Source organism: Virgibacillus profundi, assembly GCF_002287375.1.
Lineage (GTDB): Bacteria > Bacillota > Bacilli > Bacillales > Amphibacillaceae > Virgibacillus_K > Virgibacillus_K profundi.
The window spans coordinates 173,790-192,577 of record NZ_NPOA01000005.1 but is presented as its reverse complement, the minus strand read 5'-3'; the positions used below and the strand labels follow the sequence as shown (position 1 = coordinate 192,577).

The following is an 18,788-nucleotide window of genomic DNA, read 5'->3' as shown; positions in this document are numbered from 1 at the left end:
TTTGAGTATGTTTGTTTTAATGGTAATGGACACCCTCCTACAGAAATAGACGCTGTATATCATTCCATGTTACTACAATCATTAGAAGCATTAATAATGCAAATCCAACAAAGTGGAAGATCCCTTCTTTTTCAGGGGCAATAGGCTTGCCTCTCACAGCCTCGAGTCCAACAAACATTAATCGGCCCCCATCAAGTGCTGGGAGTGGTACCAAATTAACAATCCCTAAATTAACACTTAGGATTGCAGTCCACATCATGAAGTTCATAAAACCTGTTTGAATAACCTGATCTGTTGCATCATAAATCCCCACAGGACCTGATAGCATCTCAATCGAATACTGACCTGTAACCAACATCATCAGATTTGTCAAAATTAATTTAGTATATTCATATGTTTGTGTAAATCCATATTTAAATGTACCAAAAAATGATTTTTCTATTGCTGTGTATACACCGATTTGTCCAATTGCTTCTTCCTGTCCTTCCAATGTTACTTCATTTGGAATAACAGTTAGTGATTCCTGTGATTCGCCTCGCTGTACAATCATATCTAACTCCTGCCCTGGATTATCTCTTACTATTGAAGTAAATTCATCCCAGGTTGAAATGGAATTCCCTTCCATTTCAATTATTTCATCATTTTGTTGTAGTCCAGCTTCTTCCGCAGGACTTCCTGCCTGTATTTCACCCATTTTAGCTTCTTCGCTAGGGATCCCCCAGATCAAACCAATTAGAACAAAGATTACAATTGCCAAAATGAAGTTCATCATTGGACCTGCAAATAATTGCATGGCTCTTTTTCCAACACTTTTTGATGCAAATTGACGATCATATGGAGCGATCTGTGTTTCTTTTTCATCCATAACAAAAAATGCTTTTCGGTCAACTTCAAAGATGAGTTTTTCATCATGTTCATCAATCTCATAACCTTCAATGCGCAAGTTATGATCCAAATCAGCATATTCAACTTCAATAACCCGTGCATTAGGATGTTTGGATTTATTATTAACAATTATTTTATTAACTTGTCCCGCGTCATTAAATTCCAATCCAATATGATGACCTGGTTTTAATTCTACAATTTCAGGGTCCTCTCCAGCAACCCTTACATATCCACCTGCAGGGATCAAACGAATCGTATATAATGTTTCATTTCTCGTAAATGAGAATATCTTTGGTCCAAAGCCAATCGCAAATTCACGTGCGAGCATTCCAGCTCGTTTCGCAAAAATCAAATGGCCCCACTCATGAATAAACACAAGTAAACCAAACATAAATATAAACGCAATAACTGTAGTCAAAAGAAGCACCTTCCTTTATTCGGTATGGAAACGGATCTGATTGTTAAAAACGGTTCAAAAATAGCTTGCCTTATAAGTATATTTTGAGCAGTACTGAAATATTTGCTTTTTATTATTTTTATTAGATAAAACCAACAAAGTGCAACAATGGTAGTACAAAAAGCAAACTATCAAATCGATCCAATATTCCACCATGTCCAGGTAAAATATTACCTGAATCTTTTACACCGTAGTGACGCTTGAAGGCAGACTCAACCAAATCTCCAATTTGTCCGAAAACAGACGCCAAAACAGTTACGCCTATTACTACAAGCATGGAAGAAGAAACGGGACTTACGAGCTGAAAAATAACTGCAACAATACAGGCTAATAAAATCCCTCCAAGTGCCCCTTCGACCGTCTTATTTGGACTAATCATTGGCCACAGCTTCTTTTTGCCAAGTGCACGTCCGAAGAAGTAGGCTCCTGTATCAGTTGCCCAAACGATGAATAATGCAAAAAACACAAAACTCAAGCCTTCCTCACGGGTTTCAATTAAATAATAGAACCCCATACCAACATAGATTACTGATAACAAAGTAAATCCGGCATCATCAAAATTAAATTTATTTTTCACCAACACTGTGTATGACAATAAAAGCATCACACCAAGCATGATTATTTCTGTTTGAGAAAACCATGTGTATGGAATAATATCAGTATTATCCAATAAAATGATCCATAATAAACCAATTGATAAAATAGATGGAAGGGAATATCCAGCTATTTTATGCATTTTCATCAGTTCAATTAGTCCAATTGTCGCAATAACATACACAAAAAGTGTAAATGGCAAATTACCATATATAACAAAGGGCAGGAATATGATTATTGCTAATATCGCTGTTATAACTCGTTGTTTCATGTAACATTCATCACCTTAAATGCCCCCGTATCTTCTTTTACGCTGTTGATACTCCATTAGAGCCTGCTTGAAAATTACTTCATCAAAATCCGGCCATAGTACATCTGTAAACCAAAACTCAGTATAAGCTAGCTGCCATAATAAAAAGTTACTCAATCGCTGTTCACCACTTGTGCGAATCAATAAATCAGGATCACTTAATCCCTGTGTATACAAGTATTCCGAGAATACTTTTTCATCCAATGTATCAAGGGAAATTTTTGAACAATCAATATCTGACATAATTTGTTTAATTGCACGCATGATTTCCAATCTACTACCATAGTTTAATGCAAAGTTTAATAATAATCCATTATTATTCTTTGTTTTATCTTTCGCATATTGAACTGCTTGTTTTGTATGATCAGGTAAAGCATCAAAATCTCCAATTGTATCAATTCTGACATTATTATCCATTAATTCAGGTAAATAAATATGTAAAAATTCCTTTGGGAGCTTCATCAAAAATTCAATCTCTGATCTTGGCCTTTTCCAATTTTCAGTTGAGAATGCATATAAAGTAAGAACTTTAACATTAGATTGACTGGCAGCTCTTACAACCTTATTAACTGAGCTTATGCCTTCTTTATGTCCCGCAATACGAGGCAGTCCTCTTTTCTTTGCCCAGCGACCATTACCATCCATGATTATCGCAACATGATTTGGAACATTTTCAAGTATATTTTCATCATGAAGTTCAGTTTGTTTATTTTTAAAAAAAGGAAGTTTCATTGACATGTTCGATCCTCCGAATGCTGTTGATTATCCATTTACAATCCTTTCAACTAAGATCACTGTGAAGGAAAAAGAATGAATCATCATTATATCATTAAAATCATTCTATATTATAACGATTTCCAATAAGAATACAAAAGCCCCCTTAAACAAGAGGGCAATTACATCCTATTCTACATTGAATCGGACTAAACTTCCATGATTTCTTTTTCTTTATTTTTTGCTAGGCTATCAATTTTACCAATTTGATCATTCGTTTCTTTTTGAACATCATCCTGAGCAGAACGTAACTCATCTTCTGTCAGATCGCCATCTTTTTCTACTTTTTTCAGTTGATCATTTGCATCACGACGTACATTTCGTACCTGAACACGTGATTCCTCCGCATATTTCCCAACAAGCTTAACTAAATCTTTACGTCTTTCCTCCGTTAAAGATGGAATACTGATTCGAACGACATTTCCGTCACTTGATGGAGACAAGCCAAGGTCTGCTTTTTGAATTGCTTTTTCCACATCAGAAATTGCTGATTTATCATATGGAGTAATTACAAGTAATCTGGCTTCAGGAGCTGAAACTGTTGCTAATTGATTTAGTGGTGTAGATGCTCCATAATAATCAACATAAACACTGTCCAATAGACTTGGATTTGCTCTTCCTGCCCTAACAGTTGCCAGACTCTTTGAAAATGCCTGTACAGCCTGAGTCATTTTCTCCTGCATTTGTTTCTTAATTGCTTCCGACATACTTATTTCCCCCTTATTGTTGTTCCGATTGTTTCACCCTGAACAACTTTTTTAATATTTCCTGCTTCCGTAATGGAAAATACAATTAATGGAATGTCATTATCCATACATAATGAAGAGGCTGTTGAATCCATTACACCAAGTCCTTCATTTAGCATTTCCATATAAGATAGACTATCATATTTCCTTGCATCTTTATTAATTTTTGGATCATCTGTATAAACACCATCAACATTGTTTTTTGCCATTAAAATTACTTCTGCTTCAATTTCGGCTGCACGTAATGCAGCTGTAGTGTCTGTAGAAAAATATGGATTTCCTGTACCTGCTGCAAAAATGACAACACGTTTTTTTTCTAAATGGCGAATAGCTTTTCTCCTTATGTAAGGCTCAGCTACCTGGCGCATCTCAATTGATGTTTGAACACGGGTTTGGATTCCAATCGTTTCCAGTCCATCCTGAAGTGCAAGTGAGTTCATAATCGTTGCTAACATGCCCATATAATCGGCTGTAGCCCGATCCATTCCCATTTCACTTCCGACTTTTCCACGCCAAATATTTCCTCCGCCAACAACGACAGCAATTTCAACACCTAATTCAGCTACCTCTTTAATCTGGTTTGCAATAGAATGTATAATTTTGGGTTCAATACCTTGCCCTTGTTCGCCACTTAAAGCTTCTCCGCTTAATTTCAGCACAATTCTACGGTAACGAGCTGTTGTCATAATAACCTCCATAGATATTTATTAGTTTATATATGGTATATTTCCTATTTATTTACTTAAGAAATAGGGAACAACAAGTGTCCCCTATTTTAAATTTTAATTATTTTTTAATTTGGCTCATTACTTCATCAGCAAAGTTTTCTTCACGTTTTTCCATTCCTTCGCCTACTTCATAACGAACGAATGATTTTACTGTAGCACCTTTATCTGCAACATATTTTTTAACTTTTTGATCTGGATCTTTAACGAAGCTTTGATCCAAAAGACAAATTTCTTCAAAGAATTTACCCAGACGGCCTTCTACCATTTTTTCAACAATTTTTTCCGGTTTTCCTTCATTGAGAGCTTGTGCTTTTAATAATTCGCGCTCATGATTAACTTCTTCTTCTGAAACCGCATCACGGGAAACATAACGTGGATTAACTGCAGCAACATGCATCGCTATATCTTTAGCAAGTGCCTCATCTGTAGAACCTTCGATTAATGAAAGTACACCAATACTACCACCCATATGAAGATATGCACCAAATGTATCGTTATCTGTTTTGTTTAATACTGTAAAACGGCGCAATGAAATTTTTTCACCAATTTTTGAAATAGCTGAGTTAATATAAGTTTCAATTGTATCGCCATTCCCATGAAGCTCCTGTTTCAAAGCTTCCTCTACAGTAGCTGGCTTTTCTTTTATAATATGTTTTCCAAGCTCTGCCAGTAACTCTTTGAATTGATCATTTTTTGTTACAAAGTCAGTCTCACAATTCACTTCTAATAGAACAGCTGTATTATTATCTACTTCAATGTAAGTAGATCCTTCTGCTGCAATGCGATCAGCCTTTTTTGCAGCCTTGGAAATACCTTTTTCACGCAGGTAGTCCATTGCTTTATCAATATTTCCATCAGTTTCCTGTAGTGCTTTTTTACAATCCATCATACCTGCACCAGTTTTTTCACGTAATTCTTTAACCATCTTAGCAGTAATAGCCATTGTTAGTCCTCCTTGTAGTGGATGTTTTTTAATATTGCTTAGTCATTTTCTCAAAAAAGGTGATAAAAGGCTTTTATCCTCTTATCACCCTCAACTTTTTTGTAAAGATTACTCTTGATTTGATTCAGTATCAGCCGGAACGGTTTCTTCAGCTGGAACTTCTTCTACTTCTTCGCTTTGTTTAACTTCTAAGATAGCATCAGCCATTTTTGAAGTTAGAAGTTTCACCGCACGAATAGCATCATCATTCGCTGGAATAACATAATCAATTTCATCCGGATCACAGTTTGTATCAACAATTCCAATTATAGGAATCTTTAATTTATGTGCTTCAGCGATCGCAATACGTTCTTTACGAGGATCAATAACAAACATTGCATCCGGAAGCTTAGTCATTTCTTTAATTCCACCAAGGAACTTAACTAAACGATCTTTTTCTTTTAATAAATCAACAACTTCTTTTTTCGGTAATACTTCAAATGTTCCATCTTCTTCCATACGCTCAATGTCTTTTAGACGATTAATACGTTTGCGGATCGTTTGGAAGTTTGTAAGTGTACCACCTAACCAACGTTGGTTAACATAGTACATACCAGAACGAGTTGCTTCATCACGCACAGAATCCTGTGCTTGTTTTTTTGTACCTACGAAAAGAACCGTGCCACCATTTGATGCGATCTCTTTTACATATTTGTACGCTTCATCAACCTTTTTAACTGTTTTTTGCAGGTCAATGATATAAATTCCGTTACGCTCCGTAAAGATGTATTTTTTCATCTTTGGATTCCAACGGCGTGTCTGATGTCCAAAATGTACACCAGCTTCCAACAATTGTTTCATAGAAATTGCTGCCATAATAAATTCCTCCTAAATGGTTTTTTTCCTCCGCTTTAGATCATTTTTGCATAAAGACTATTAATATAAATAGCAACCCATATACAAATTACTAAGCGTGTGTTTTTATAACTTGTTCATGATTTTATACTGAACATAGTATTTACACCAGAAATTACTATATCACAAAGAGCTCATGTAATCAAGTTTTTATTTTTTATCCATACAATTTTATGATTAGAGCTGCTTCCGTTTTTCCACAGTTTAATTGTTGAGCAATTTCTGTTTCGGAGAAGCCTTCCTTGTATAATTGCAAAATTCTTGCCTGCAAAGAGGCTTCCACCCGGTCTTCCACATTACTTTTTGGGGGCGTATAATAAATTTGTTCATCTTCTTCCTGTTGGTTTAGTTTTGTGTCAACTAGACTCTCTTGCGGGTCTGTCACCGATTTTTCTTTTGTAGCAATGGTTGAAGATTCTTTTTGCAGCAATCTATTTTCATTTTTTATTTCCTGCAGATATGTCTCAAAAAGTTCAGTTATATCACTGGAATCCTTTTGCTTTAATTCCTGAATCTGTTTAAGTAATTGGTAAATCGCAAATAATGCGATCAAATGTAATATAAAACTTATAATTAGTAAAAACGATACCATTTAAACCCCTTCTATCCATTTAAATCTAACCTGCTACCTAAATAAGGATGATTAGTTTTTTTGTTAAGTTGTTGGGACTTTTCCTGCTCTTGGTCATTATCATTCGAGTCATTGTCTCTTTCTTTTTTTATCTTCACACCATCATTAATATGATCAGACTCATTAATCCGTTTTCGTTTTAATTCTTCCTGTTTTAATTGACTTTGGGCAAGTGACCCTTGAAATTGTTGACTTTGCTTCTGCATTTGATCCTGAAGCTTTCCAGCGTCCTGTGTCCTTGGAAGTGCCACCTGCATTTCTATCGATTTCCAGCCCATCCAAATCACTTCCTAGAAAATTATAGTACTTGTCTGAACTTTCATCATGAAGTAATTAAATAGAATGAATTACAATTTCGTTATGGCTTAACTTTATTTGAACATAATGATGATTTGTATTCATGATACGTTTGTATTTTCCAAAAGTAACAACAACACTCTGGTATATATTATTTCTGACTACAAGCCTGGCTTCTGTTTCACTACCTATAGCAGAATTCATCTCCTCCAGCATAAAATCGATTTTTTCCAGTTGCTCTTTCGTTTTATTTAACGAATTTTTTTGTTTAAGCACGGTGATACGCAGCCTTGGATTATTTGAAAGATCCTGTGTATGTAATTTTTCACCCAGTATAGCTAATTTCTCCAATGTTGACCGTAATTCCTCTTTTTTGGTGAGCAAACTTTTTTCTTTTTTATCAATCGTATTATCCACCCCAAATATTATTTCTGTTTTCGTACTCATTCGGTTGCCGATATCTTTTGCTTCAACAGATTTTCCTGCTGACAAAGATCCGCCAATAATATTTCCTTGTTGGCAAAATACATGATTTACAGCGGTACATTCACTGTGCAAAATGGAGTTCTCCACATACAAGTCATTTCCGGCAAATACATTACCTTGATTTATGTAGCCAATATTAATATTTTCATTTGCTCTGATATATCCTTTTTTCTGACCTGCCACTCCCTCAGATATATAAATGGAACCACCGGCAATTACAGTAGCCGCTTCGACCATACCATGGATTTTAATGTCTCCATCTGCTTTCACTGTATATCCTGCGGGAATATCACCATGTACAATTATCGTCCCTGTAAAATTCAAATTCCCATTTTTCATGGAAAGTGTTTCATCCACTTCAAAAACCGGTTGAACTTGGATGTAATTGCCACTAACACTTAATTGCCCATCTGAGGCTGCATAAAAAGATTGATCCTTTTCATTATAAACAACATTTTTACCGGCTTTTTTGGATACGGGCTTACCTTTTATTGCCGGAACTTTTACTTTACCTACATTTATGCCTTCCTTCCCCTCTGTAGGCATGGTAAGTATTGCTAACTTTTGCCCTTTTTTTACAGAAGGTATATGCATAACATCACGAAAATCCCACTCAGAAGTACGATCTATTTCATTCGTATATTTTAACTCATATGTAATTTTACCATCTATTCCATTTACAGGAAGTGTGCCATGTGCAATAGTTAATGGAAAGTTTTCGAATGAAAAATTGGTAAGTACCTGTTTTATGATGTCCTGCTTTATACCATAATTCACTTTATTTTTCTGTAAAAATTGTTTTAGATTTGTTTCATTGATCTCCAACTCATTTTTATATGAATCCGTACAATAGAGTACTGCAGACATTTGATCACTTGATAGCTTAATGTAAAAGTATTCGTTCAAATTATCCATATCCATTCCCCTCTCTTTTTAAGAGAATGCCTGTATCTTTTTCATCGTATTTCTTAATTTAAATATGGATTTCTTGTGTATTTGTGAAATTCTGGAAGTCGTCAGACCCAAAACCTGTCCAATTTCAGTTAATGTTAATTCATCATTATAAAATAGACTGATTACCATTTGTTCATTTTTATTTAATGATTTAATACCTTGAATAAGCTCTCCATTTATTTCGTTATTCAGAATATGGTCCTCTGGCATTACTGCTGTTTCATCCGGAATCGTATATCCGACACCTTCTTTGTGTGAACTGCCTGAGCCGGTTGGCTTTTCTTCAATTGAGAGCACATTTGCAAAAAGAGAATCATTTATCAAACCTTCCACTTCCTGTGGTGTCATATCCAATTGTACAGCTATTTCTTCAGCTGTCGGTTCTCGTTGAAGGTGCTGTTCCAATTCTCTTGATACGCGTTCTATCTTTTTTGTTTTCTCTCGTAAAGAACGCGGAAGCCAATCCTCTTTTCTTAATCCATCAATAATTGCCCCGCGAATACGGAAAGATGCATATGTATCGAATTTCAAATCACGACTTGGCTCAAATTTTTTTAATGCATCGTATAAGCCTATTAAACCAAAGCTTCTAATATCATCTTTGTTTACATTACTCGGTAAATGGCTTGAGATTCGCTCTACATGAAAGCTTACTAAATACATATAATTCTGTATTAAATCGTTTGCCGCATCATTGCAGTTGTTATTCAACCAATCATTCCATAGTTTTTGTTCCTGGGAAGAATTATTGGCTTTCATATATACACTCCTCTCTGTCACGGTTTTTTTAATATTACTGGAAATTATAAAATTCCAGGCTTTACTTGGCTAATACATGTCAGGACATACTCAGCTCCGGCGCTTTTGTTGACCTCCTTTCAAATAAACGTTTCCTCTTTATTAACTTTGCGTATTTTTAGTTTGCTTGTAACTGGATCAAATTCAATCGTTCTTCCAACATTTCCACCTACATCAGATGAAATAATCGGAATGTGGTTTTTATTTAATATATTTTGTACAGCCTCAACGTTTCTTGGGCCAATTCTTATAATATCTGAATTAGAACTAAACTGAAACATCTGTGCACCACCTGCCAGCTTAGCTTTAAGCCGACTTTTTCCAGCACCCGCATTAACCAATTTTTCCACTAAAATTGGGACGGCTGTATCTGCATATTTATATTCATTAAAACTGGATTGCCTGGTTAAACTGGAATCAGGCAGTAGAACATGTGAAAGACCGGCAATTTTTTTGGATGAATCATATAGTACGACCCCAACACATGAACCCAGTCCCATCGTTCTAATTAAATTTGGTGCAGATACGATATTTAAATCAGCAATCCCCACACTTATAACTGTTTGTGTTTTATTCATGGCTATTAATTCCCAGTGCGTTAAAAATTTTCGGAAAAGAATCAGGATCTGGAAGAAAAAGGAAATTACCATGTATTCCTTTAATTGAACTACTATGATTAATTTTTGTATCTATTATGATGGCATAATCAGACACTTGTGAAAGCTCCAGTAATCCTGCAGTTAGTATTGCACCAGCCATATCTATACTCAAATGTGGTATAGATGGCTGCATATTTATATTCGTGAAATCAGATAGGGCCGATAAATAGGAACCTGTTAAAATATTACCAGCTTCCTGTAAAACAGATATCGCTAATTCGTTTTCAAATCCATCTGCCAACAAATCAAATTTCGGATCATTTGTCATTTGACTTATTAAATATTCAGCTTCTTCAATCGTTAAAATAAAATACACTGTACCTGGCGCATCCCCATGGATTCTAAAAAAAACTGTTGCAACAATTTCTTCAGCTCCACCGATCAAATCCATCATTTCGTCATAGCTGACTATATTTACAGAGGGAACCTGCATATCTACTTTCTTATTAATCAATTTGGACATGGAAGTTGCTGCATTCCCTGCACCTATATTACCTATTTCTCTTAGCGCATCTTTTTGGAAACTTGTAAGATTAGTAAATTCCATTTGCTTAGCCTTCCGCTGTCTTTAACTCATTAATTTCTTCATGTGTTAAAACCTTCTGTAAGTTAAGCAATATAAGCAGGCGATCCTCAAGTTTAGCTACACCTTCAATATAATCTACATCAACAGTTCCAATTACTTCTGGGGCAGGCTCTATGGATTTTTCCGGAATATCAATGACATCATTTGCAGAATCAACAATCAGACCTACTTCCATCTCATCTAAATATATAATAATAATTCGGGTAGATTCATTAAACTGCGTTTCCTCTAATCCAAAACGAACTCTTAAATCTATTATTGGAGTAACAACACCTCGTAGATTTATAACCCCTTTTACGAAATCAGCTGTTTGCGGGACTCGTGTAATTGGCTGTATTCGTTCGATTGAACCGACCTGTTGAACGGAGACTGCGTATTCTTCCTCTTTCAATTGAAATACAATTACTTTTCTATCAACTATAATTTCATTTTCCATCATAATTCCTCCCAGAAAGGTTCTTTACTTTAGGCTGTGTTTTTAAATTTTTTTACCGCAAAAGATATAAATAGCAACGTAAATGGTAGTGTGTCTAATCGACCGCTACGGAAACACACTTCGCTTTCCGTGGGCGGCTGGTGAGCCTCCTCGTGCTATGCACTGCGGGGTCTCACCGAGGCCTTTCCTCCCACAGGAGTCTATGTGTGTTTCCTACGCTGGGATGGTGCTTTGTAACTCTTTAACTTTTTGATTAATTCAAACAAATACTTATACATTTGAGGGGTTGTTTGGAGCGGAGGACCGTTGACTCCTGCGGGAACAGCACGTGTCTGAAGACCCCACAGCGGTGATCTTCCGCGAGGAGGCTGAAGCCGTGCCCGCGGAAAGCAACGGTCCGCAGCGGAAAACAACCGAGCGCATACGTCGTCTTTCACATCCAATACGAGGGATTAAAAAGCAACGGAACTTACAAAAAAAGCGTTATTTTATTAATGCATTGCTATCAATGATTAAAGCTACTTCGCCATCTCCAAGTATTGTCGCACCTGATATTGCGAATGTGTTTGATAAATAATTTCCAAGCGATTTTAAAACAACTTCCTGTTGGCCTATAAAGGAATCTACTATTAATCCAGCCATTTTATCCCCTTTTTTTACAATGACAATGGAGATATAATCATTCTCCTCATCATCATTTGTTTTTACAGAGAATATATCACTTAAAAAGGCCAATGGAACAATTTTCCCGCGAAAATCAATTACTTTATTATTATGGGCATGCAGTATTTGATCTTTATGAATAATTGCTGTTTCCAAAATAGAAGATAATGGAATTGCATATTTTTCATTTTCCAGTTCAACAAGCAATACGGAAATAATTGTTAATGTTAATGGTAACTGAATCGAAAAAGTAGATCCCGCATCATGTTTGGCGTCAATGGATATACTACCACCTAATGATTCGATTGTATTCTTTACAACGTCAAGACCAACACCACGACCGGAAATATCCGAGACACTTTCCGCTGTAGAGAATCCACTTTCCATGATCAATTCAAATATTTGCTGATCTGTTAAAAGGGAAACCTGATTTTCACTTACTATCCCCTTATCCAGCGCTTTCTTTAACACTTTCTCTTTATCGATGCCGGCACCATCATCGGCAATTTCAATAAACACATGATTTCCACTATGATATGCTTTGAGTTTTATTGTACCTTGTTCAGGCTTTCCTATCGTCCTGCGTTCCTCAGGCATTTCAATACCATGGTCAACCGCATTTCGTATTAAGTGAACCAACGGATCGCCAATTTCATCAATTACAGTTCGATCCAATTCGGTTTCTGCACCAATAATTTCAATTTCCACATTTTTTTTCAGGTCTTTTGCCAGCTGCCGGATCATCCTTGGGAAACGATTAAACACCTGATCAATTGGAACCATTCGCATTGTTAAAATTATATTTTGTAAGTCAGCAGAAACACGGGAAATATGTTCAACAGTATCTTGCAGGTCATGGTGATCCAATTCCATTGATATTTGCTCCAAACGTCCTTTATCGATCACAAATTCTTCAAATAGATTCATCAATACATCAAGTCTATCAATATTGACTCTGATTGTTTTACTTGAAGTTGATTTATTAGTTTTAGCAGCTGGGCTTCCCTGTTGCTTATTTTCATTTGTTTTCTCAATTTTACGGTTATCTGTATTCTTACTTTCCTGGTATGTATTAGTGGAAAACTGATTCATTTGCACTGTGTCAATTTCAGATACTTTATTAATTTTTTCAGCAATATCTGTCTGTTCATGGTTTGAGACAAGCAAAACAGTGAATGATAAATCAAATTTCTCTTCTTCCAGATCATTTACTGATGGTTGTGTTTTAATCACTTCACCAAGCTTTTCCAATACATCAAATACCATGAATACACGCGCACCTTTTAATAAACAGTCCACACGTAGTGTAACCGTAATCTCATAATTGGAAAAACCTCTATCAGATGATTCGTTTAGAATGGATAATTCAAACTCATTTAGTGATTCAATTGTTTGCAAGGAATTTATATCAACTTGTTCAGGACTTGTACCATCTGCTACTATTTGTACTGAATTTCCATTTTCAAGTCTATCAAGCTTTGAAACAACTTGCTCTACATCACGCTTACCATTTCTCCCGTTAGCTATATCTTCGACCATTTCGGTTAAATGATCGACCGCCTCAAACATAATGTCCATCATGTCTGTATGTACGGAAATTTTTTCGTATTTAATCGCATCAAAAATATTTTCCAGTTTATGTGTAAGACTGGCTAAATCGTTATAACCCATTGTTGCAGACATGCCTTTAAGTGTGTGGGCTGCACGAAAAATTTCATCAATAATCGATTTTTCTGCAGGACTTTTTTCAAGTGCCAGTAACTGTTTATATAAAGCCTCTATATGTTCCTTGCTTTCATCAATAAAAACATCTAAATAATCAGCTGTCTCCATACTAGTTCCCCCTTGTATGATTCACCAGATTTGATATTGTTTCACTAACTTGATTTAATGGAACCACGTAATTTACACATTTTGTCTTAACAGCAGCTTTAGGCATCCCGTATACAATTGATGTTTCTTCAGTCTCAGCAATGACAACCGTATTTGGATCAGTCTTTCTCAAATACTTGATCCCCTCTGAGCCGTCACTGCCCATACCGGTTAAAATAACAGCAATTTTATTTCTGTTTTTCAAATCACCTACAGATTTAAATACTAAATCCACCGCTGGTCTGTGTCCATATAAAGGAGAATCTTTATTCAGCTCAATTACAATTGAATTCCCATCACTTTTTGCTAACATATGGTAGTTACCTGGCGCTATATAAGCAGTGTTATCCTTTAATGTTTCTCCGTGTTCCGCTTCTTTTACACGAATAGGAGCTATTAAATTAAGTCTCACGGCAAGAGATTTAGTAAATCCGGCCGGCATATGCTGTACAATCAGAATTGGTGCATTAAAGTCTGCAGGCAATGCTGTTAGTACAGCCTGTAATGCCCTTGGTCCACCTGTTGATGTTCCAATTGCAACAACTGTTTTAACGTGAGACCTTCTAGAGGCAGTCCGAGATGTATGTATGTCTTCTGCTTGATATGATGTATTCATTTTAACTTCAGCAGCTGTTAACACTTTAGATATGATCTCCTGTTTAATTGTAGTAATATCCAAAGAGATCGGCCCAGATGGTTTTGTGATAAAATCAACAGCTCCATTGGAAATTGCCTGAACTGTTTTTTCTTTTCCTTCTTCGGAAATACTTGATAGCATAACAACAGGCAATGGATTGTTCTTCATAATTTCCTTTAATGCAGTAATTCCATCCATCACCGGCATATGAATATCTAAAGTAACTACATCAGGCTTCAGCTTTCTAACCTTTCTGAGACCATCCTCGCCATTTCTTGCAGTTCCAATAACTTGTATCCGATGATCACTGTCCAAGATGTCCTGGATTACTTTTCTCATAAATGCTGAATCATCAATTACGATTACACGAATAGGACACATTTACATTACCTCGCCATGATATATTGTTTTAACTTCTGTACAAAAGAAGTCGCTTCTATATGATTTATATCTTGTGATTTTGTCAGATAAAACAAGCTAATTTGTTTTACTGCTTTTGATGCAGCTGATTTTTCATTTAACAAAAGAAAAGGAATTTGCCGCCTGACAGCACTGGTTACCGTCTTATCTTCAGGGAGTATCCCCATCATATGAATATTAATATGTAAAAACTTTTGAATAACATTTTTAAATCTTTCAAGCGATTTCAGTCCTTCTTTTTGCGTGTTAGAGCGGTTCATTACTACATATATCGGCATTTCAGGCTGATTGTTTATAACATGTTTTATCATTCCATATGCATCTGTGATCGATGTGGGTTCCGGTGTTGTAATTACAATACATTCATCGGAAGCAAGGATGAAAAATAAACTATCCTTTGTAGCTCCTGCTCCCATATCAAAAATGATGTAATCATACATCTGTATTAATTCATTATACTGATCTAAAAAATAATCCATTTTCACCTGATTCAGATTAAATAAACTTCCGGCTCCTGAACCACCTGCTATGTAGGCTAGATTATTTGGCCCATGTTCTATGATCTCATGAACAGATAACTGTTCATTAAACATATCGATAATTGTTTTCTGAGCATTTAAGCCTAATAAAATATCAATATTTCCCATACCGACATCTAAATCGAATAATAGTACTTTTTTATGATTATTAATTAGTTCGAGTGAAAAATTCAAGGCAATATTAGACTTTCCAACGCCTCCCTTTCCACTTATAAATGAAAGGGTTTTCGCCTGCTTTGGCTCTTTCGATATCTGCAATTGTCTGCGTAAAACTGCAGCCTGATCACGCATCAGCATTCGCTCCTATTATATACCCACTAATTACAGCCGGTGTAACCCGCAGCATGTCATCAGGCACATCCTGCCCATTAGTCAAGTAAGCAATTCCAATTTGTTTGTTAACAGCAATGTTCAGCATGCTTCCATATTGCTTCGTTTCATCAATTTTTGTAAATATGACACCTTTAATAGGCAAATGATAAAATTGATCGTAAATCTCACTAAGATCCTTTGGTTTTGCAGTGAGTGCCAGGACCAGGTATGTATCCACATCTAAGTTAATATCCATATTATCTTTTAATTGATTCACATATTTCTCGTCACGGAAATTCCGTCCTGCAGTGTCAACAAGCACCAAGTCATATGATTCTAATTTATTTATAGCGTTTTGATAATCTTCCATCGTATAAGCAACTTCTATTGGAATATCCAGAATCCTGGCATATGTTTTCAATTGTTCTATTGCCGCTATCCTGTAAGTATCCATTGTAATAAAAGCTACTTTTTTATGATCTTTTAACATGCAGTTTGCGGCAATTTTTGCCAGAGTCGTTGTTTTCCCTACACCTGTTGGCCCAATAAAATGAATAATTTTCTTTTCATACGTTATCCCCTCGAAGGATAATTCACTTAAGTCATTTTCCAATTCCATTTTAACATCAGACATAATTTGATCGTAACTTGGTTTAATTTCACTTTCAGCATGTTTTTCCACTACTGTATTTATGACCTGATCTGCCAGCTTTTTCTGAATCTCCTGATCTATCAAATGCTGATGGACTATTTTAAAATCAGCTGTGTAATTGTTTTTCTCCTGTATGGTTTGAAGTTCGATAATTTTCTTTAAGTGTTTAATTTCATTTAGCACTTCCGTATTCGAATTATCATTATCGGCATTTTTCCGGGTAGAGAAATGTTCTTTTGCCGTTCCTTTGAGTTTATTTGATTTAATGTCTACTGGCTGTGGATCCAGTGCTGCAACTACCTCTATTTGCTTCTTTTTAAAAAAACCAAAAAATCCTCCCTGTACAACCTCTTTGGAATTCAGGATAACAGCATCTGAACCGAGCTCTTTTCTTATTTGATTCATTACTTCTGGCATTGTTGGTGCCACATATTTCTTTACCTTCATGCTATATTCACCACCCCAACACTTTGGACATTTACAGTAGGTTCTAATTCATTATAGGATAATACAGCCACCTGTGGTAAGAATCGCTCCACTAATTGTTTTAAATACATTCGTATAGCCGGGGAACATAATACTACAGCTGTTTCTTCCTGTAATGTCAGTTTTTCAACTTCTTCATGCATTATTTTAATAATATTCTGCTGTGATTCCGGATCAAGTGATAAATAATTACCATGCTCTGTTTGCTGAATATTTTCGGCAATCATTTTTTCCACCTTGCCTGATACAGTGATCACTTTCAAAGCCATGTCATCATGTACAAATTGTTTGGTGATTTGTGATGACAATGCCTGCCTCGCGTATTCTGCGAGTAATTCCGTATCATTCGTCATTTTTGCAAAATCAGCAAGTGTTTCAAAAATAATTGGTAAATTACGGATCGAAATATTCTCTTTTAGCAGTTTAGCAAGTACTTTTTGAATGTCACCAATGGCCAAGGGTTCAGGTGTGACCTCTTCAACGAGAATTGGATAATTTTCTTTTAAATGATCAATTAGTTGTTTGGTTTCTTCTCTGCCAAGCAATGTATGGGCATATTGCTTGATCACTTCCGTAATATGTGTAGAAACAACGGAAGGAGGGTCTACTACTGTATAACCTGATAATTCGGCCTCATCCTTACTCTCTTCATTAATCCATTTTGCCGGCAGACCAAATGCCGGTTCCTTTGTATCGATTCCCTCAATTTGATCGTCATCAATATCCGGTGCCATTGCCAAATAATGATCGAGTAACAATTCTCCAGCAGCCACTTCATTTCCCTTTATCTTTAATCGATATTCATTTGGATTCAATTGAATATTGTCACGGATACGCACAACAGGGATTACGATACCTAATTCAATCGCTAACTGGCGCCGTATCATTATAATTCGATCCAATAGATCGCCACCCTGGTTTGTATCAGCCAAAGGTATTAGTGCATAGCCAAATTCAAATTCTACTGGATCCATATTTAATAGATTTACTACATTTTCCGGTGACTTCATCTGAGAGCTCTCTGTTTGATCCTCTTCCTCTATATCAGGGATATCTGGTTCACTCGACTGCCTTTGCAGTAGATAGCCACTAAGGGCAAGAAGTCCTGCAATTATGGTTGTTAAGAAAAAGTTAATTGGTGTTAAACCAAGCAGAAAAATAGTACCTGCAGCAATAAAAATTAATTTAGGATATTGTAATAGCTGTCCTGTTACTTCCGTTCCAAGGTTACCTTCACTGGTAGCTCTTGTTACAACAATCCCTGTTGCTGTTGAGATTAATAATGCAGGAATTTGGCTGACTAGACCATCCCCTACGGTAAGTCGCATAAAGACATTGATCGATTCCTGAAAAGACATATCCAGTTGAACCATACCAATAATAAGACCAAAAATAATATTGATTAAAACAATGATTATTCCAGCAATTGCATCCCCTTTTACAAACTTACTCGCACCATCCATTGAACCATGGAAGTCTGCTTCTCTTTCTACTTTTTCGCGCCTTTCCCTTGCTTGTGTTTCTGAAATTAAGCCAGCATTTAAATCAGCATCAATACTCATTTGCTTCCCTGGCATGGCATCAAGTGAAAACCGTGCTGCCACTTCTGAAACACGCTCCGAACCTTTCGTAATAACAAGGAAATTAATAATAACCAGGATGATGAATACGACAAAACCTACCAATGGATTACCACCGATGACAAATGTACCAAACGTGTCTACTACTCCACCGGCATCTGCTTCAGATAATATCGAGCGGGTTGTGGAGACATTAAGTGCAAGGCGAAATAAAGTTAAAAGTAATATAAGCGTAGGAAAAACGGAAAATTGCAGTGCCTCCTGTGTATTCATTGATACTAAAATAACGATTAATGCAAGCGTTATATTAATCAAAATGAGTACACTTAATAGCCATCCGGGTAAAGGGATAACCAACATAATAATAATTAAAATAACTGCTAAAAGTACGGATAGATCACGTGCTTTCATTGATGTCTCTCCTCATTGCTTTAAGTGGATGTTCAAAG

At 35.9% G+C, this 18,788-nt stretch carries 19 protein-coding genes; all 19 read right to left on the bottom strand.

The features are described 5' to 3' along the window. Positions 1–37: 37 nt before the first annotated feature. Positions 38–1,303, bottom strand: a complete 1,266-nt coding sequence (rseP, locus tag CIL05_RS09170) for an RIP metalloprotease RseP (protein ID WP_095655230.1) — start codon at positions 1,301–1,303, stop codon at positions 38–40. Between the two features lie 121 nt (positions 1,304–1,424). Further along, entirely contained in the window at positions 1,425–2,207 is a 783-nt protein-coding gene (locus CIL05_RS09165) for a phosphatidate cytidylyltransferase (protein WP_095655229.1), read from the bottom strand. Positions 2,208–2,222: 15 nt separating this feature from the next. After that, complete coding sequence (gene uppS, locus CIL05_RS09160; protein ID WP_095655228.1) at positions 2,223–2,984, bottom strand: undecaprenyl pyrophosphate synthase; 762 nt, start codon at positions 2,982–2,984, stop codon at positions 2,223–2,225. Positions 2,985–3,169: 185 nt separating this feature from the next. Then, positions 3,170–3,727 carry a ribosome recycling factor gene (gene frr / locus CIL05_RS09155; RefSeq protein ID WP_095655227.1) on the bottom strand — a complete coding sequence of 186 codons (558 nt, stop codon included), beginning with the start codon at positions 3,725–3,727 and terminating at the stop codon, positions 3,170–3,172. A gap of 2 nt (positions 3,728–3,729) precedes the next feature. Then, on the bottom strand, positions 3,730–4,452 hold the full coding sequence (gene pyrH, locus CIL05_RS09150; RefSeq protein WP_095655226.1) for a UMP kinase: 723 nt from the start codon (positions 4,450–4,452) through the stop codon (positions 3,730–3,732). A 100-nt stretch (positions 4,453–4,552) separates the two neighbouring features. After that, positions 4,553–5,437 carry a translation elongation factor Ts gene (gene tsf, locus CIL05_RS09145; RefSeq protein WP_095655225.1) on the bottom strand — a complete coding sequence of 295 codons (885 nt, stop codon included), beginning with the start codon at positions 5,435–5,437 and terminating at the stop codon, positions 4,553–4,555. Positions 5,438–5,545: 108 nt separating this feature from the next. Then, on the bottom strand, positions 5,546–6,292 hold the full coding sequence (rpsB, locus tag CIL05_RS09140) for a 30S ribosomal protein S2 (protein WP_095655224.1): 747 nt from the start codon (positions 6,290–6,292) through the stop codon (positions 5,546–5,548). A 196-nt stretch (positions 6,293–6,488) separates the two neighbouring features. Beyond that, the gene (locus CIL05_RS09135; protein ID WP_095655223.1) at positions 6,489–6,923 is read right to left on the bottom strand and encodes a DUF6115 domain-containing protein; all 435 of its coding nucleotides are present in this window, start codon (positions 6,921–6,923) and stop codon (positions 6,489–6,491) included. Between the two features lie 11 nt (positions 6,924–6,934). Next, entirely contained in the window at positions 6,935–7,240 is a 306-nt protein-coding gene (locus CIL05_RS09130; protein ID WP_095655222.1) for a hypothetical protein, read from the bottom strand. A gap of 55 nt (positions 7,241–7,295) precedes the next feature. Next, positions 7,296–8,660: a flagellar assembly protein A gene (locus CIL05_RS09125; protein WP_165769090.1), complete on the bottom strand. Its 1,365-nt coding sequence runs from the start codon at positions 8,658–8,660 to the stop codon at positions 7,296–7,298. 18 nt (positions 8,661–8,678) lie between these two features. Beyond that, a complete protein-coding gene (locus tag CIL05_RS09120) occupies positions 8,679–9,458 on the bottom strand; it encodes a FliA/WhiG family RNA polymerase sigma factor (protein WP_095655220.1) in 780 nt (259 codons plus the stop codon). A 119-nt stretch (positions 9,459–9,577) separates the two neighbouring features. Beyond that, a complete protein-coding gene (locus CIL05_RS09115; RefSeq protein ID WP_095655219.1) occupies positions 9,578–10,075 on the bottom strand; it encodes a chemotaxis protein CheD in 498 nt (165 codons plus the stop codon). Beyond that, positions 10,068–10,703, bottom strand: a complete 636-nt coding sequence (locus CIL05_RS09110) for a chemotaxis protein CheC (RefSeq protein ID WP_095655218.1) — start codon at positions 10,701–10,703, stop codon at positions 10,068–10,070. The genes CIL05_RS09115 and CIL05_RS09110 overlap by 8 nt, the downstream gene beginning before the upstream one ends. 4 nt (positions 10,704–10,707) lie before the next feature. Beyond that, a complete protein-coding gene (locus tag CIL05_RS09105) occupies positions 10,708–11,178 on the bottom strand; it encodes a chemotaxis protein CheW (RefSeq protein ID WP_206207763.1) in 471 nt (156 codons plus the stop codon). 483 nt (positions 11,179–11,661) lie between these two features. Beyond that, entirely contained in the window at positions 11,662–13,674 is a 2,013-nt protein-coding gene (locus CIL05_RS09100; protein WP_095655216.1) for a chemotaxis protein CheA, read from the bottom strand. Position 13,675: 1 nt separating this feature from the next. Next, positions 13,676–14,731: a protein-glutamate methylesterase/protein-glutamine glutaminase gene (locus tag CIL05_RS09095; RefSeq protein ID WP_095655215.1), complete on the bottom strand. Its 1,056-nt coding sequence runs from the start codon at positions 14,729–14,731 to the stop codon at positions 13,676–13,678. 5 nt (positions 14,732–14,736) lie between these two features. After that, positions 14,737–15,600, bottom strand: a complete 864-nt coding sequence (locus CIL05_RS09090) for a MinD/ParA family protein (protein ID WP_240510150.1) — start codon at positions 15,598–15,600, stop codon at positions 14,737–14,739. Then, positions 15,593–16,720, bottom strand: coding sequence for a flagellar biosynthesis GTPase FlhF (gene flhF, locus CIL05_RS09085; protein WP_095655214.1), 1,128 nt, complete (start codon positions 16,718–16,720; stop codon positions 15,593–15,595). The genes CIL05_RS09090 and flhF overlap by 8 nt, the downstream gene beginning before the upstream one ends. Then, complete coding sequence (gene flhA / locus CIL05_RS09080) at positions 16,717–18,750, bottom strand: flagellar biosynthesis protein FlhA (protein ID WP_095655213.1); 2,034 nt, start codon at positions 18,748–18,750, stop codon at positions 16,717–16,719. Before flhA ends, flhF begins: the two co-directional genes overlap by 4 nt. Positions 18,751–18,788: the final 38 nt, after the last annotated feature.